Source organism: Amycolatopsis echigonensis (assembly GCF_014174495.1).
Classification (GTDB): domain Bacteria; phylum Actinomycetota; class Actinomycetes; order Mycobacteriales; family Pseudonocardiaceae; genus Amycolatopsis; species Amycolatopsis echigonensis.
This window is the reverse complement of record NZ_JACJHR010000004.1, coordinates 182,942-199,611: the sequence shown is the minus strand read 5'-3', so window position 1 is coordinate 199,611 and position 16,670 is coordinate 182,942. Positions and strand designations below refer to the sequence as shown.

Sequence of the window (16,670 nt, the reverse complement as noted above, 5' to 3'; positions counted from 1 at the left end):
TGGGTCAACGCCGTCTGGCCGGCAAAAGTGGCTTCTGTGGGCGGAAGAACCGGTTCTCCGGCAGGTGCTTCCGGAACCGGGCTCCCCGATGTCGGAGACACGGAGTACGTCGTGTGCGAGGTCTTCGAGTTGGTGCCCATCAGCTCTTGCCCAGGTACTGGAGGGCCGATGCGGAGCTGAGCTGGAGTTCTTTCGTGAAGAATTGGACGAAGTCCTTGCGCAGGTTGTTCTTGCGCTCGACCGCGGTGTCGAGGAGCGCCTCCGCGATCTGGTCTTTGGTCACGGCACTTTCGGGGACTCCGTGCTTCTTCGCGGCGCGGGCGCGCATTGGCTGCGACCACTTCATCGCTTGGCTTGCGCCGCGATGCGCCGCTTCGTGCATCATCGCGCGCCACTCGACGTCCGGGATGGACTCGATGCTTCGGATGACCGGGTGGGCAGCTGAAGGATCGACGCGGACGCCTTTCGCCAGCCCGCCTTTGAGGTGAGCGTCGTAAGCCATGTGGTGCAGGGGGTTGGTGTAGGGCCGGTAGTCGAGGCTGAGTTTGTCGCGGCCGAAGTTCTTGAACGCCTGACCGAGGTCGATGGGGACCAGACCCCCATCATTCGTGCGCAGGACATTCCCGCTGTGCCCGTCGTGATTGCCGAGCGCCCAGTTCGCGACGTGGAGCCGGACCAGGGAGTCGACGTCTGCCTGAGTCCATGAACCAGGCTGGGTGGACATTTCCTTGGCACCCGTGAGCATCGGCTGGAGACTCACCGGAATTCCGTCGATCTTCGACGCGTACACCGGGACGCACGGCAAGCCCGCGCGGGCGAGCATGCGGGACGCCGCGGCCTCGGCGTGCGTGACCGCGCCGTCGCGGGGCGTGCCTTCGCGTTTGGCGAGCCAGGTCCTTCCGTCGGGTCCGGTGTGGACGGTTTTGGGGTGGGTTCCGCCCAGTGCGGCGGGCTTTCCCGAGCCGAAGTCCCAGTTCTCGACTGCTGCGGCGTCGACGGGCTGTGGTGTGGCTGTTTGCGCAGACTGTGCGGCGCGCAGGGCAGCGACCATCTGGGCGTGCTGGTGGCCGAACGCGCTCTTCGGGTTTGCCGCCATGTAGACGAAGCTGGTCGGCTTGGCTGTCGGCGACGGCGCGGTGGGTTTGTTCTGTCCCTTGATGGTGGTGGCGAGCGCGCCGGCCATCGTTTTGTCCGTGCCGATGTGCTGCTGAACTGCCAGGAGCAGCTTGGACCGCGACATCTTGGCGGCGTTGTCCAGAATTCCGTTGTGCGTCAGGAACTCTCGCAGCTCGGTCAGCTTCTGTTCCTTGAGCCATCCTGCGAGAGCGGCATGGCAAGGCTTGAGGGTGCTCTGATAGTCCGGTGCCGGGGCAAGGCTGTTCCAGGCGCCCATCTCGCTGACGAGCTGGTTGAGATCGCGAGTCTTCGCGAGAAGCTCGAGCGCCGCCTGCTCGCCGCCGCTCGCCCCCAGTGCGGGCGGCTGACCCGCTGCGAGGCCCTTCAGCTCCTCCGCGAGGGCGCTGGCGGACTTGAGTTGGTCCGTTCGCGCGGTTGCGATCGCGATGAGGTCAGTGTGCTCGGCCGAGGGGGTCGACGTGCGAAGCAGCTTCAGCATTTGGTGCGGACCGAGAACCTGCGTTGCAGTGTCGTCGAGCGATCCCGAGGCCTGGGCCTGCGCGATCGCCGGCGCCAGCTGGTCCCAGGTCACGGCGGTCAGGGCGGCGTCGACTTGGGAGCGGTGTGCCTCGATCAACTCCGGAGAGGCATGTGCGGCAACGAACTTGTTCTCTTCGTCGATGAGGGCGGCGATCGAACTCGCGAGAGCCGCTCCGCCTTGTTGCTGATGCTGCGCCACCTCTGCCAGGTGCGCGGCGAATGTGTTGTCCGCCAGGGTTTCCGGTGCGGCCGGGTACCACTCGCCCACTGTCTTGCCGCCCACGCTGCCGCCAGCGATCAGGAGCGCGTGGCGGTTGAGCGCGATCGCCTGGATGGTCTTTTTCTGTTCGTCGTCCGCGGCGGCCGGGTCGAGCCAGAAGGTCAGCGGCGACGGTGCGGTCTCGTCCAGGCTTGCCAGTTCGGGATACTGAAAGCCGTTCTTGCCGGCGAGGTCGAGCAGGTCCTCGTGCTCGAGACCCGCCAGGAACTGCCTGCACAACTCGTGCGTCTTCTGCTGCAGCGCGTTCGCTTGTTCCGGATCGAGCGCGCCGGCAGCCGCGATAACATCCTCCGCGGCTGCTGTGACTGCGTCGTAGTGGTCGGCTGTGCTCGCGAAGTCGAACTCCGGCGGGCCTTCTGGATCGCCGCCGGCTGCCAGCACGGCCAGCTTTTCGAGCGCCTCTTCCGCGTCGGTTTCCGCTGTTTCCTCATGTGCGATGACGCCGATCAGGTGCTGCGGGTACTCCTCGGCCGGTGCGTCGACAGCCTCGGCTGGCACGACGCCGCCAGCCGTCGGCGCGATGGCGTAGACGGCGTGGGAGGCCTTGGAGTTCGTGCCCATCGGAATTGGTGATCAGCCGCTGGCGAGAAGGTCGTCGACCTGCCGTTGCACCGCCTCGGCCAAACCTCCGTCGCTCAACGACTCCACGCGCGCGGCCGGCGCTACGGGCGAGTTCTCCCAGATCCCCATGTTGATGGCGATCTCGTCAGCCGAGGTTCCGGCTATCCGCTGCCGCCACAGGGTCGCGGGCTCGTAGATACGAGGCACCCATTCCACGAAAACCTCGGCTGCGTCGAGGAGGTCAAGGCCGAGCACTCCGACCGGTGTTGTCGCCGCGCCGTACTCGGAGGACCAGGCCAGGAGGACCCAGACGTGCCGTGTCATCGGGCACCGCCGGGAACGGTGCTGTGGGGCAGAAGGGAGGCCATGTAGCGGACCGATTGCGCGAACGCGTCGGCAGTCCGTGCGTGCAGGTCGCGGCGGCCTTCCTCGGTCATGACGGCCCCATGAAGGGCGTACTGGGCGGGGTTCTGGCTGACCAGGACCAGCCGTTCACCGAAGAGTTCGACCGCGGTGGCGATCCGGTCGCGCCGCGAGAGTCCGGTGAGGACGACTGGCAACTGAGTCGGAAGGTTCTCGGCGAGCCAGTGCAGCCCGGGAAGGGTCCAGGTGTCCCAGTTGCCGCTCTCCCGCACGGTCTGGAGGTTGATCGCGACGGCCGGCGGGGCCGCGGTTCCGAGCCAGTCGACGTAGCGCTTGAGGTCTTCGAGCCGGTACCAGTACAGATTCGGGACCGCGGAGACTCCCGCGTCGGCGAATTCGGCAGCAATCAGCAACGACCTGCGCATGTTCAGCAGGTGCTCCGCTCGGGGCCAGTTCCCGTAGACCGAAAAGTTCGGGGCGAGGACGAGGTCGAACCTGAGCGTGGCGATCCGCTCGATGAGGCGTTCGCGGTCGCGGACAGTCCAGAACATCTCGACGAGCGGGTCCTCGCCGTAGCCGGAGAACACCGTTAGCGTCGAGGGCGGTAGACCGAGAACCTCGGCCGCGGTTTCGCCGGTTCGCCAGCGAGGGAAGATCTCGTGGCTCGCCAGGGAGAACACCCGCCGCAGGCCGACCGCATAGGCGGGCCAGTGCAGTGCGGCGTCGACCTGGTCCTGGCGCGAGCCGTCGATTTGCGGGATGAACGCGGGCAGCCCGGCAGGCAGCGTGCCGGCTAACTCGATGTCGTCGAACTCCAAGGTGCCGCCGACGTCGCTCATCCAGGCGCGGATGTCGACGCGGGAACCGCATCGGATCGGGCAAGCGCCGCACGCCGATTGCCGAGCAGGGCCAGGCAGGTCGGCGCGGGCACAGCCGCAGTAGCTGCAGTCGGAATTGCAGCCGGAGCACAACGGAGCGATGGTGACGCCGGGCTCGGCGTCCTCGCCGGAGTACCACGGACATCGGCGGCAATCGCAGGCAGCGGCGGGCGCGGTGGAACCTGGCTGGCCGAGAAATACGGTCACGGCGTACTCCCTGAATTGTCGGCGAGATGATCGGTGAGCAAGCGCAGGGACGAGGCGTCGTGCTCGTGCAGCCGGTTTCCGGCAGACACCGCATGCACGAGCGCACGAAGTGCGGTGAGCGCCGCGTCGACCAGTGTTTGGTCCACCGGCGGTGCCTTCTCCTCGGCGAGGTACTCGTCGGCCGGTTGAGCCCGGAGCTTGGCGGCGCGGGCCTCATCGGCGTGCTGGTGTGTTTCCTCGGCCGCTGCGAGGGCCTCTTCGGCGGAGAGGTCTCGATCGTTGGCGTGCGCGAGCGCGGTGCCGAGCAGCCGGATCCGGCCGTTTTCTTTGACCGCGGCCCAGATTTCTTCGGCGGCATCCTCGCGTCCGCGACGCAGTTCGATGAACCGGATACGGGTGTGCAGGCTGATTTTGGCTTCATCCATCTCCTCGGCGAGTTCGCGTGGCATCTCGGCGAAGGCGCGGACGAGCTCGCGTGCCTTGCGGGGAGTGAGTTGCAGGCCGAGTCTGGTCAGGACCTCTGACCAGGGGGCGGCACAGCTGCGGTCGCTGCCGCGGATGCGTTCCATCGCGGCGAAGCGGGCGATCGGGTCGTCGATGGCATAGACCTCGGCAGGCACCGGGTGTCCGCCCGCGAGCAGCTTGCCCAGCAACACCGCGCACCGGTCGAGCACGAGGGCTGCGGCCAACTCGCCAGGGCGGAGGTTCTCCCGGGCCAGATTCTCGACCAGCTGCCAGATTCGCCGCTCCTCGTCCGACAACGGGCCAGGGCAGACGACTGCGGGCAGTGCGGCGAAGTGCGGATTGTCCGGCCGGTGCACCGCACCCCAGCGGCACGCGCGGAGTCTGCGTTCCCCGGCCGCGAGTTTCATCGCCGGAGCGCGGCCTTCCCGCGACGCGACCTCCTCGACGAGCACCGGCTGCAAGACACCGACGGTCGAGATCGACGAGATGAGGTCGGCGAGATCCGCGGGCGCGGTCGTATCCCCGGGCAGCCGCCCCTGCGACTCGGTGAACACCGTGCCCTCACCGCGCAACGGCAACAGCGCGAATCGACGCTGCCGCAACCTCGGCGACAACCCGAACTGCTGGACAGCCTCCCCTGCTTCTTCGCTGTTCATCGTGTGTTCCCGCGGAGCGGCGCGAACAACGACCGGCGGCGCGTGTCCGTGCCGAGAATGGGCACGGCGACGTCGGCGAGCACCCCTTCGTTCTGCAGCCGCCGCAACGTCGTCACGACCAGATCGACCCGATCACTAGCTGACGCGACCGGAGGCAGTGCCTGCGCGTGAGCGCGCAGATCTGCGAGCCGGCGTTCTAGCACGTGCTCCGCAGCACCGGACAGGACGATCACGACACGGGGGAAACGCGGGTACCGGGCGCGCCAGACCGGGCTCGCGCCAGGTCGGCGGGGCACGTAGTCGTGGTAGCGCACGTACGCGACGAGCTTCTGCGCCAGGCGCGCGACAGGCATGGTCGAGCGGTCGAGTTCGAGGAAGAAGATGCGCTGAGAACGGCTTCCCTCGTCGAGCACGTAGTGCAGGACCGCGTCCGCGATGACCGTGGCGCGGCGGCCGTCGCGGTGGTGCGCGACTTCCGGCGTCCAGGACAGTGGTCCGCAGTCATGGCCGTGCGCACGGGCGGTCTCGACGAACGCGAGACCAGTCTCGACCACGTCGAGACTGTGCGCGAGCAGAACCTGCGCCACCTCGGGATCCGCGACCCGGTACTGCCTCGGCTCGACCGCGTCGGACACCTCCGCCATCGCCGCGCCGTCCGCCGTGGCGTACCAGGCTCGTGGGCTGTGCTCGCGGGTCACCGCATCCAGCAGGCCCGTCCGACGCAGGACCGCCAGCTTGTGCCGGACCGTGCGCAACGGCAGGCCCGGTGCGATCAACCGCCCCAGCTGATCGGTCGAGACGAGCCGGTGCCAGTACGTGAGCAGCAGCGCTTGCAGCTGGAACGGATCGAGCACCATCCGTCACTCCACACTGGACTCGATCTCGCCGCCGTCGAGATCGACAGCGGCCCCGCTCCCCCGCCCCGGCGGCCTGCCGCGCTGCGATCGGGGCGGTTCTCCGCCGTGCAGGGCAGCGATGATGCGTTCGTCGAGGGTTTCGAGTTCGTCCAGGACCTCGCCGATCGGGCGGCGGCGGAGATTGCGGTCCAGGCATTCGTCGACTTTGTCGTTCCACTCCGGGTGGAAGTGCTCGGCGAACTCGTCGTCCACGTGCAGGCCGCGGATCTTGAACGGCGTCGTCCGCTGCCCGCCCAGGGTCACCGTGACCACGTGGTGGAACTGCTCCAGTTCGGTGATCGTGGCCGGTTGGACGAGACCTCCGAACTCGCGCGCGACCGTGCGGGCGCCGTCGATCGCCGCGGCGCTGGTCATCAGCAGCGATTGGTTCTGCAGCAGCGCACGACGGGTCTCCGCGGCGAGGCGGTCGGGCATCTGGTTCATCACGTGCAGCCGGACCTGGAACTTCCGCATCTGCTCGAGGATCGCCGCGACATAGCCCTTAGCCGCGCCGTCGACCGCGGCGAGTTCGTCGATGAACGCGTCGAACCTGCGGCGTTTCTCCACGGGTGTGTTCGCGCGCGACCGGCCCGCGCGGAACAGGTCGTAAATCATGAACGAGGTGATCAGCTTGCTCGTCTCGCCGGCCCCGCTGGTGCACACGAACACGATCCGGTTCGCGTCCATCGCCTTCCGGACCTCGTACGTGGTGACCGACGATCCCAGGAACGCCGACAGCGTCGGGCTGGTCCGGAGCCGGTTGATGATGTTCGTGACCACCGTCGTCGCATCCGGAGCAAGCCGGGTAAAGGAATCAGTCCAGTACCTGCGCACGCTCGGCCGCAGACAGCCCAGGATTTCCTCGCGCCAGTCCGCGTCGTCCAGCAACGTGGGGATCTGGAAGATCGTGGGCGCGCACTCGGCCGGAACCCGCATTGCGACGTAGCAGAGCGCTTCGCACGCCTTCGTCAGGATCGACTTCGCCCGCGGTGCGGCGTCACCCCAGCTCAGTGCCGCGGCGAAGGAGGTGACCACTGCGTCGACGCGGTCCTCGATGTCGGTTTCGTCGTAGCCCTGCATGCTCAGCGGGTTCCAGCCGGGCAGCCGCTTCCCGCGTCCTCGGACGTCGAGATTGATTTCCCAGAGCCGGTTCCGCAGCTCCGGGTCCGACAGATAGGGCTTCGCGCGCTGCCAGCCGTCCGCGTGCGGGTCGAGAAACCACATCCCGCCGCCGGCACGGGCGATCTCGATCGCCTGCGCGAGCGCCTCTTCCGTCTTTCCGAACCCGGCCTTGCCGAATCGCGCCGAGAACAGCAACTCCCGCTTCGGGATACCGACCAGGCGCTCCTCACCGTTCACGTCGGTCACGTAGCCCAGCCGCACCAGACCGGCGTCCGGCCGGTAGCTCGGCACCTCGCGCGGCGCAGGCAGAACCCAGCCGCGGCTCCGCGCGATCACCGGAGACAGACACCGGCCCGACGGCGGCTTGAGCAAAGCAGCGATCTCGCTCGCCGTGACCAGTGAGTCACGACGAGGTTTCGCCAGTCCGCTCGCGAACCGCCGGTCGAACAACCACCGCACCACCGGCAGGTCTGCACCCAGGTGCCGGCCGACGAACCGCACGCCGCGCAAACGCCAGTAGTTCTCGCCGCGGTAGACATCGAACGCACCGATCACGCTCCGCAGGTGCGCCTCGGCCCGTCCGGGGATCTCCGACGCGCACCGCAATAGCAGCTGAATCGCGAACACGGGCTCGTCGGTGAGGAACTTGTTCTGCGGCACTGGCTTCCGTGCCGGTTGCCGGGAGGAGAACCGTCCCTGCCCGCGCGCTGCCGGAAGGAACGCGCCGACAACCTCCGCGAGCCCGTCACCCACCGCGCGCAACACACCTGCGGAATCGCCCGACGGCTGGTGCTTCCGCGAGACATGCCGGATCCGCGCCGGGGTCAGCGGCACCAAGTCCAGGCATACGTCGACGGACTCGCCGAGATCCGGACGGACGTCGCCCAGCGCGTTCGCCAACGACTGCAACGGATCGTCCGGCCGGACTGGCAACGCCTTCAACGCGAATTGCGGCGGTCGCGCCAGCACCAACTCGGCACGCGCCACGTGAACACCGTCCCGGCTCACGCCGCACCCACCGGGGCGGACGCTTCTCCTCCCAGCCATCCGACGTTCCGCAACGCTCCCTCAGCCATGTCGATCCCCTCCATCCGCGCGGGTTCGCTGAGGAGACAAGGCCACGACCGGCCGCAATGATTCTTGCCGCCGACCGGCCACAGTGGACCACTTGTTATGGTCTGGATCGCTCGCTTCCCCGATCCCAGGAGAAATCACCGCCATGGCACAGAAAGTCCTCGTCGAGATGATCGACGACCTCGACGGCACCCAAGCCAGCCAGACCGTCCCCTTCGGACTCGACGGCGCCCACTACGAAATCGACCTCTCCGACGACAACGCCGCCGCCCTGCGCAACCAACTCGCGTCGTTCATCGCGGCCGCCCGCCGCACCGGCGGCCGCAAGACCGCCGGCCCCGCCACGGCCGCACCAACCACCGAGGACCGCGAGCGCTCCAAGGCCATCCGAACGTGGGCCGTCGAAAACAGCTGGGCCATCTCCGAACGCGGTCGCATCCCGGCCAACGTGGTCGCCGCCTACGAGGAAAGCCTGAAGCAGGACGAGAAACCCCGCCGCAACCGCACCACGAAAAAAGCCGCTGCGAAGTAGAGCGTCAGCAGTCCCGGGCGGCGGCCGTCGGGGTCATTTCTCCGGCACGCCGCCCGGGGTGGTCTCTCCTCCATCGGCGAGGGTGGTTTCTCCGTCGCCGGGCGGCGTCGCGCGGCGGATTTCCACCTGCGGATAGCTGAGCTTGTTCAGCACACCGGCGATGGACTCCCGCCCTTCGATGCTCATGATCATCTTCCCGAATTCCGGGTCGGTGCCGAACCGGACCCGGACGCCGACCACCGAGCGCGGCACCCAGCCGTGCACCGGGCGCGCCCGGCCCAACTGGTGCGCGAAAGCCAGAACGGCAGGCAGCGACGGGTCGAAGGCGGCTGTCGGCAGCAGGTCGTAGCGGACACGAGAGCGGAGGTGGCGGGAACGGATGTGTCGGTGGAGGACAAAGACCGCGATCAGGATCGCGACCACCGCTGCGGTCACCCACCACAGCGCGGCGCTCGCAAGCAGGTGGTCCGTATCGAGCGCCTGCGGCGCACCGTTCTCCTGCATGGCCTGACGGCCCTGCGTGCGGGAGAACATGTCGGCTTTATGGGCAAGCCTTTCCCAGCGCCACTGACCAGCGGATTGCGCTGATTTCGGGATCAGCTCGGGCGAACGGCCAACGGCCGAGCCAAGGCATCCCCCGACGGCAAAGATCAACACGTGCGACTCCTCTCTTCGAACGGGCCTGGGAGACAGGTCGAAGAACGCCCAGCTCGATTCGCCGCCTACTGTCGCCGGGAGACAACGTCAGCTGCGGTTCTTCCGGCCGAAGAGTCCAGGAATGTCCTGGGAGTTCAATTTCATCTGCAACTGATGCGAACTCGCCGATAAAAGTAGAATTAAATGGCCTCGTCGATCGCTTGCGAACTCTAGGTCCAGAACACGAGACGTAAGACTACGAGACTGCCCGAGGGCTCGAGCAGTACCTGTACGATGTCCACCGCCCGATTCTCAACAAGATCCGCCCTATCAGCCTGACTGCAAATTCATGGGGAGCTCGGATGACGCGGCGAGGCGCGAAACAGAAGTACCGCGAAGGAGACTGGTTCGCGGTACCGCTCGAGCGCGGCAAGTACGCGCTCGGCATGATAGCGCGGAGCACCCGGAAGTCCCCATCGATCTTTTTCGGGTACTTCTTCGGCCCGGCCCGCGGCTCGGTACCCTTGCTGTCCGACGTCGAAGGACTGCAGCCGGGTGACGCGATCTGGCTCAGCCAGTTCGGAGACGTCGGGCTCCACGACGGGACCTGGCTGGTGCTCGGCCAGTCCCCCGACTGGCACCGCGCCGAGTGGCCGATGCCGGTCTTCGCGCACAAGGACGCACTCATCCCGGACCGCTACGTGCGCCGCGAATACCCGAACGAAGACCCCGGCATCCACCCGACCCAACAGCGGATCAGCGCCGAGGAAGCAGCGACACTGCCCGAAGACGGGCTCGCCGGTTCAGGATTCGTCGAGCAGCGGCTCACCAAGCTGTTGACCCAGCAAACCTGCCCAAGCGTCGCGACACCGTCACGAAAGGAAATCCGCTACTGACTTTCGAGGCCGAGCGCAGCGCCGTCTGTGCGGAGCGGCGCTCGGTGTCACAGGAACCCTGTGGAGCAAAGACCATGACGGCTCCGCGCAGCCAGTGCAGTCTCACGAGCCAGCTCAGGAGCGCACCGGCCGCCAGGATTGCCTGAGGTACCGCAGCCGGATCACCGCAGTTTGGCGCTCGAGGTACTGGCCGTCCGGGCTGATGCCAGCCCAGAGCAGATGCGTCTCGACCGTGGTGTCGCCGATACGTCGCGCAACGGCAGCTTGAACGCGTGCTTCCCGATAGGTCTGGATTGTCGGTCCTCCCGGGAGATAGTCCGGAAAGCGTTCTCGGCCGACCCCTGTCAGGTCCGCCAGCAGCACCTCAGTCGCGAGCGCGAGAAGAGGCTGCTCGAGCGTCCGATCGAGGTTGGTCGGCTCAGACGTGCGCAAGGCCCGGTTGAGGTCGCCATCGCCCAGTCGCCCGAGAGAGGAATCACGCGTTGGCGGTGACGACGACAGACGGGAAACAGGGGTGACTCGCGACGAGCCGGGACGAGAAGGATCGCCAGTGGAAGGACTCAAACCGAGGATCAACACGACGATGCTTCCGATCGCGACGACTCCGCCGAGGCGGAGCACGACAGTTCCACGTTTCGACATGGCACTACGGGAGCAGATGCACGCCGCCGGCGTACTCGTGGAGGTTGACAGGGTCTTTGCGGACAAAAGTGCCTGAGGCGAAAGCGTTGACCATCTGCCCGTCGCCGAGGTAGATGCCGACGTGGTGGATGATGCCTGGACTGTAGAAGACGAGGTCGCCTGGACGTAGCGCGGCCAGGCCCGCAGTCCTCGGCAGGCGGGTGCCGAGGGAGAACTGGGCTCCGCTTTGGTGCGGCAGGGCGACGCCGACGCGGGCGTAGGCATAGAGGGTCAGGCCGCTGCAGTCGAAGCCGATCTTGTCGTAGTCGCCGTGCCGGTCGGCCTCGCCGCCGTCGCGGATGCCGCGGCTTGGCCCGGCCGCGGTGCCGCCGCCCCAGGCGTAGGTGACGCCGAGCTGGGACATCGCCGCGTCGATGACCTGCTTCGCTTGTCCGCTCGCCGGGGAGTGCGCCGCAGCGGGGTGGAGTCGGAGCGCATCGTAGTTGCGGATGTCGGCCAGCACTTGGTCGATGTAGACCTGGCTGGCGTTGTAGGAGTAGATCGCGTCGCGCAGCTCGGATTCCTTGCCGAGGTCACGCGGTCCGCGACCGCAGAGGTAGACCGCGGCGGTCAATGCTGCGTCGAAGGCGTTCTGCGGGTTGCGGATGCCGTCGTCGTTGCCGTCCTGGGCCACGGTGCTCCAGGTAGTCGAGAGGAACTGGAAGGGGCCTTCGGCGCGAGCGAAGGTGCCGTCGAGGTTGCGGATCGGCGTGCGGTTTCCGCCTGTTCCGCTGCCGTCAAGGAGGGGGCCGAGGATCGACGGCGTGATGTCGCCGTTCGGCGCGATCGTCCGGCCGAGAGCGTGGTGGGATTCTTCTTGGGCGATGCCGGCCAGGACGGCCCAGCGCATCACGCGGCAGTCCGGGCGGAGCTGCGCCACCCGCTGTGCGGCGCGGGCATACGCAGCGAGCATGACAGGCGGGATGCCGGGCACGTCTCCTGGCGTCTCGGGTGATCCGCTGGAATCGTCGGCGATCGCGATCAGGACTCCGGCGAGCAGAAGCGCCGCGAGCAGCGGCGCGGCCAGCGGCAACGCGGCGAGGATGCGCCATCGCCACGGGTGCTGCCGGTAGGCGTCGCGCGCGTACTCGGCAACGCGGAGCGCCAGCAACGGATTCATGTCATGCCCCCTTGTTCTGGTTCATGCGGTCGCGCAGGCGTTGGCTCCAGGACACGGGCGGTGCGAGCATGCCCGGCGGCAACGAAGTGGCGTCAGGAGGCGATTTCGGCTCGGCCGGTGTTGCGTGGTTGGTGCCGGTGAACGTCGGTGCCGCCGCGATGCGCGCGGGGACGTGGGCAGCGACTTCGTCGGCCAAGTACGGTTTTTCCTCCGCCGCGCCGTGTCGCGCCTGCACTGCGGCCGCGGCGGTCGTGACGGCGTGCCAAGCCGGTCTCGCACCCGTCATCGTGCCGAGCCTGCTGGCGTAGCGGACGCCGTAGGCCTTGGCTGCGACGGCCTGCCGTCCGAGCGCGGCTTTCGCGGCGTTGCCCTTCGAGGTCAGCGCCGTGCTGGCCCGGTGCGCGGCGCGCGGCCACGAGACCGGCGCGCCGATCGTGTAGGACAGCACTCTGCTTCCTGCCTTGCCGCCCACTTTTCCCGCTGCCACAAGCCTGTTCTTCAGTTCCCCGACCGGGGCGACGGACTCGGCGAACGCGTCTGTCCCCGCTGTGACCGTCCGGGAGATCCGATGCGGTCCGGGTGCCACGATGGGTTCCGGCAGCGGTTTCGGCGCGGTGCGCGGTTGCCCGAGCCGCTGCATGCCCGCGCTCACCCGCGACCGCACCCGCGCGACATTGGCGGCAAGTCGTTTGCGGAACAGGAAACCGGAGAACACGACCAGGTCGATCACCGAGAACCGCACCAGCGCCGGACCGAGATCCGCGGTCATCAGCGACCGTACGATCACTGTCATCACAGCCAGAAACAGCATGCCCATCAAGACTTTGGCGACGGTCGCTGCGATCGAACTGACCCGGTAAGCGAGCTGGTGCTGCCAAGCCGGAACCACCGCGACCACCAGCGCCAGCGCCAGCAGCAGTCCTTCGAACAACAAGAGATACGGGGCCAGCACTTGGATCGCGTTCAGGCAGACGGTGAGGATCGCGAACAGCACCATCGCGATCGCGTAGCCCCACGCGCCGAACGCGCGGTCGGCGTCGGCAACCTCGTTGTACTTGCCGTACCGGTCGGGGCATCCGTCCAGCTCGCGGGCCTTAGTGCTGTCGTCTTTTCCCGACCACGGGCCGTCGTCGAGCACCTTCTTCACCGAATACCGGCAGCCACCGTCCACTTTGCGGTCGCCCGTGATCGCGGATCCGTAGTTCAGGAGTTCCCACGGCGTGACGAGAAGGTTGTCGATCAGCGCCTGCCCGATCGGCGCCGCGGGGTTCCCCGTTCCGCCCGGCTGCTGGCCCAGCACGATGGCGCTGACGTCCGTGCCGAGCGCGCGGCTGAGGCTCAGCACCCCGTCGTCTCCCACCAGGAACCCGACGGGGTGAGTGATGACCGAGACGGCGAGCGCGTTGATCACGATCGTCGACAGCATCTCGCGCCATGCCCGTGTGGTGAGCCCCCGCGCGAACAGGAAACCGAGATAGCACACCGCGATCAGCAAGGCGATCTGCCGCAGGTGCAGGTCTCCGATGATCGAGGTCTGCCAGACTTGTTCCAGGCTTTCCGCCGGGGCTTTCACCCAGTCCACAACGCCCGCGGTCATCGACCATTCGGTGAACCACACCGAGAAACCCACCGAGTACTTGCCGACCGCGAAGCCCATGTTCCCCAGCCACAGCCAGATCGTGGGCATCGGATCGCTCAGCAGCGACGGTAAATTCGCGAAAAGATCGTAATTGTGCAGATCGCGGCCGTAGCCGTCATCGATGCTAAACAGCCCATTGCCGTGCCCCTCGTACCCTTGCTGGTCGAGCAGCGGAAGCGGCGGCGGTTCGCTCGGCGGCACGGGCTTGCCCGGCGACGGAGCCGGAGCTGGCGCGACGACGTCCGGGTTGGTGACGCAATAGGGATACGGTTCACAGGAATGCGGCTTCGGCGGCGCTTGTTGAGCAGCCGCACATGGTGCACCCGCCAGTGCCGCAGTCAGCAGCACCAGGAGAACAGCCGCGCACGCGGCCGTGACGTTGGGACGGGGCACATCCTGGACACGCACGCGCCCAGACACGTCCGATTCAGGAATGCGAAGTTTTCGCGCTGCGCGTGACCGTGGGCGTGGTCAGGACGGCCTTCGGGAAAGTCCGGTATGGCTGCGGAAGCACCTTGATCTTGCCGATCCGTCCAAAGTGGTCCCGCACGAGGAACTCCCCCGCACGGGCCTTGCGCTCCGTTTCCCCTCCGGCGGGATTGAGCGGCGAGAGATCCTTGGTGACAGCGTCGTGGTAGCGCGGGTCGGCCGGGTCGACGCCGAGCCAGGCCAGGCTCTGGCGCGCAAGACTGTCGTCGCGGTGACGGCCGACCAGGCGGACGGCAATCAGACCGCGCAGGACGTCATCGCCGAGGTCTTGCGGCGCATGCGACCCGAATGCGGCGTCGGCACCGTGTTTGCGGCCGTCGCGGACGAATTCCAGGGCGATCTGCTGGCCTTCCGGTGTGCCAGTGACGTTGTAAGCCTCGTCGCAGATGAACTCTCCCCATCGGGTGGTGCCGAAGCAGACTTCTTTCGCAATAGCGGCGATGAGCAGGTGGAAGGCTCGGCCGAACAGTTTCCGCGGCGGAATGCGGGCGGCCATGCGTTCGCTGCTCATTTCCAGCGTGGTGGGCAGCGGGACTTCGTGGGTGCAGAACGCGACGAAGTCCGCAGTGTGCAGATCGACCGGCGGGAGGTCGGGGTCGAAGATCGTGCGGGTGATCGGGTCGTGCCGGAGCCGGTCCAATCGCGACGCCAACGCACGCGCGGCAACGTCTTGTTTGCCTTGCGCTGCAAGGACGTCGATAAGCCGGTTGCTGGAGGCCTCGGCTGTGGAGGTCACGGTGTCGAGTCCGCGGCCGAGCGCGTCTCGTTCGGGTGAGGTGGATTCGAGGTCGAGCCAGGCGGCGAAGAAGATTTCGGCGATGCCGGTGCTGGTCTTGCCGCGGAACACGCGCAGCGGGTCACACGAGCAGCGCAGTTCGGCGTTGCTGGCGCGTTCGCCGTCGAGCGCGGGGTCGACGATGTCGACGACCTGGGTGTTGCCGGGCAAGGCGTCGGCGACCGGGACCCATTCACGGCTGCGGGTACGGTCGATGGCGATGACGCGACCGTCGAGCATGAGCCGGACGATTGCGGCGACGTTCTTGAGCACCACCGACTTCCCAGCACCCAGCTCCCCCACCACCGCGATCCCGCCGGAGGAGTCGTGAGTCGGGCCGTAGGTCGGGTCGAGCAGGAACGGGGCAAGTGCCCCGCCGTCAAGGGCAAGCCCGAACAGCGCGCCGGTCGGATCACCGAAGTCGGTGGCGGAGAACGGCAGGAGCATGGCGGCGTCGGTCGCGAGGAGGCTCTGGCTGCATTCGCGCACGACCATCGGGGTGCGGTAGCCGGGCAGCATCGCTTGGTAGAGCTGGCGCTGTCCGCCGAGCGGGCGTTCCCATCGATATTCGCCGCCGAGGAACGTTTGCCGCAGCCTTTTCGCAGCGGCGTCGCACTCGTCCGCGGTCTGGCCCCAAACACAGGCGATGACGCCGACCTCGAGGTCGACTTCGGTGGAACTGGCACCTAGGCGAGCGTTCTTGTGCTGGATCTCCTCCTGCGCGGAATGCACGTCGGCGGGCACGCCGGCGCTGTCGGCAGCATGCTCCTCGTCCTGTCCCATCAGGTCACGAGTGCGGCGGCGGTTGGCCGCTCGGGCTTCCTCGTTGGTTTTCACGGTGACCCGAAGGGCGTAGTCGATGCCGAACCCGAGATCAGCCAGCCGGGCGAGGATTTCGTGACCGGGGAAGGTGAAGACGCGTGGCATCTCGGCGAGGACGAGGTAGGCCTGGTAGCTCGCGAGGACGCCGTCGTCGGACGGGGTCAGGCATTTGAGGAACCGGCGGTTCAGGGTCGCGAGCGGCGCGAGGAGGCCGCGGCCGTCGTGGTCGGTGCGACCGCCTTCGTCGAGCACGCTCGCCGGGAATGTCGCGAGAGCGGTTCGCCGCTGGGGCGAGACCGAGACTCGCGTGTTGTGGACGGTCTCGCTGGTCTCGAGCTGTGGCTCGTTCACGCCGCGAACCGGTGCGCGGCACAGCCACCACAGCAGTTCGGCTTCCGTCGCCGGGCGCAGCGGCAGCGCTCCGCCGAGTTCCTGTCCCGCGGCTCGGGCCCGTTCCTTGGCCTGCGTTACGGCCGCGGTTGTCGCTGGTCTCGTGGGGAGACCGAGACTGGCCGCCAGCGCGGCACCGGTCGCGCGCAGCAGGCCGCCGGCGGTGTCCCGCCAGCCGTGGCCCGTCAGCGGGAGCGCGATCCAGTAGGTCCGGCCGAGCAGGTCAAGGGCGTCGAGTTGGTCCCAGGCGTTGTGCACGGTTTCGGCCCAGTGCGGGTTCGTCTCGACGTCGATCCCGGCCAGGCAGCGGCGGACGATCGCGTGCGGCTGGGCCTGTTCGCACAGCGACACGATCAGCGGTTGGCCGCGCAGGGATTTCATGAACGTCACTGTGCGCTCGTACAAGGTCCGCAGCTGCCGTCCGCTCGAACGCGCGCTCTCCCTCGGCAGCACCCGCCATACGGCCCAGGTCGAGCCGTCAGCGCAGAAAACGAGGTTCCCGCTCAGGTCGAGGATCTGCTCCATCTCCGCT

Annotated in this window: 13 protein-coding genes; 2 read left to right on the top strand and 11 right to left on the bottom strand. The window is 67.5% G+C overall.

Features of this window, described 5'->3' with window-relative positions:
- Positions 1-139 precede the first annotated feature (139 nt).
- The 6 genes from H5411_RS04900 to H5411_RS04875 form a co-directional block, all read right to left on the bottom strand.
- Entirely contained in the window at positions 140-2,497 is a 2,358-nt protein-coding gene (locus H5411_RS04900; RefSeq protein WP_134662643.1) for a hypothetical protein, read from the bottom strand.
- Between the two features lie 12 nt (positions 2,498-2,509).
- Complete coding sequence (locus H5411_RS04895; RefSeq protein ID WP_134662644.1) at positions 2,510-2,821, bottom strand: hypothetical protein; 312 nt, start codon at positions 2,819-2,821, stop codon at positions 2,510-2,512.
- Complete coding sequence (locus tag H5411_RS04890; RefSeq protein WP_220816526.1) at positions 2,818-3,699, bottom strand: DUF4417 domain-containing protein; 882 nt, start codon at positions 3,697-3,699, stop codon at positions 2,818-2,820. The genes H5411_RS04895 and H5411_RS04890 overlap by 4 nt, the downstream gene beginning before the upstream one ends.
- Positions 3,700-3,941: 242 nt before the next feature.
- Entirely contained in the window at positions 3,942-5,066 is a 1,125-nt protein-coding gene (locus H5411_RS04885; RefSeq protein WP_134662646.1) for a ParB/RepB/Spo0J family partition protein, read from the bottom strand.
- Positions 5,063-5,923, bottom strand: coding sequence for a replication-relaxation family protein (locus tag H5411_RS04880; RefSeq protein ID WP_134662647.1), 861 nt, complete (start codon positions 5,921-5,923; stop codon positions 5,063-5,065). The genes H5411_RS04885 and H5411_RS04880 overlap by 4 nt, the downstream gene beginning before the upstream one ends.
- Before the next feature lie 3 nt (positions 5,924-5,926).
- Entirely contained in the window at positions 5,927-8,071 is a 2,145-nt protein-coding gene (locus H5411_RS04875) for a type IV secretory system conjugative DNA transfer family protein (protein WP_240690597.1), read from the bottom strand.
- A 232-nt stretch (positions 8,072-8,303) separates the two neighbouring features.
- Here H5411_RS04875 and H5411_RS04870 point away from each other — a divergent pair, with 232 nt between their 5' ends.
- Complete coding sequence (locus tag H5411_RS04870) at positions 8,304-8,690, top strand: histone-like nucleoid-structuring protein Lsr2 (RefSeq protein WP_134662648.1); 387 nt, start codon at positions 8,304-8,306, stop codon at positions 8,688-8,690.
- Between the two features lie 33 nt (positions 8,691-8,723).
- Here the strand turns inward: H5411_RS04870 and H5411_RS04865 are convergent, their stop codons facing one another.
- Positions 8,724-9,347 carry a hypothetical protein gene (locus H5411_RS04865; RefSeq protein ID WP_240690598.1) on the bottom strand — a complete coding sequence of 208 codons (624 nt, stop codon included), beginning with the start codon at positions 9,345-9,347 and terminating at the stop codon, positions 8,724-8,726.
- 341 nt (positions 9,348-9,688) lie between these two features.
- On the opposite strand from H5411_RS04865, the gene H5411_RS04860 reads away from it, so the two are divergent.
- On the top strand, positions 9,689-10,222 hold the full coding sequence (locus H5411_RS04860; RefSeq protein WP_183123026.1) for an immunity 26/phosphotriesterase HocA family protein: 534 nt from the start codon (positions 9,689-9,691) through the stop codon (positions 10,220-10,222).
- A 114-nt stretch (positions 10,223-10,336) separates the two neighbouring features.
- Here the strand turns inward: H5411_RS04860 and H5411_RS04855 are convergent, their stop codons facing one another.
- The 4 genes from H5411_RS04855 to H5411_RS04840 are packed head-to-tail and all read right to left on the bottom strand — an operon-like array spanning position 10,337 to position 16,663.
- Positions 10,337-10,843, bottom strand: coding sequence for a hypothetical protein (locus H5411_RS04855; RefSeq protein ID WP_183123025.1), 507 nt, complete (start codon positions 10,841-10,843; stop codon positions 10,337-10,339).
- 25 nt (positions 10,844-10,868) lie between these two features.
- Entirely contained in the window at positions 10,869-12,023 is a 1,155-nt protein-coding gene (locus H5411_RS04850) for a C40 family peptidase (RefSeq protein WP_183123024.1), read from the bottom strand.
- A 1-nt stretch (position 12,024) separates the two neighbouring features.
- Positions 12,025-14,070, bottom strand: coding sequence for a hypothetical protein (locus tag H5411_RS04845; RefSeq protein ID WP_183123023.1), 2,046 nt, complete (start codon positions 14,068-14,070; stop codon positions 12,025-12,027).
- Between the two features lie 19 nt (positions 14,071-14,089).
- Positions 14,090-16,663 carry an ATP-binding protein gene (locus H5411_RS04840; protein ID WP_134662656.1) on the bottom strand — a complete coding sequence of 858 codons (2,574 nt, stop codon included), beginning with the start codon at positions 16,661-16,663 and terminating at the stop codon, positions 14,090-14,092.
- Positions 16,664-16,670 lie beyond the last annotated feature (7 nt).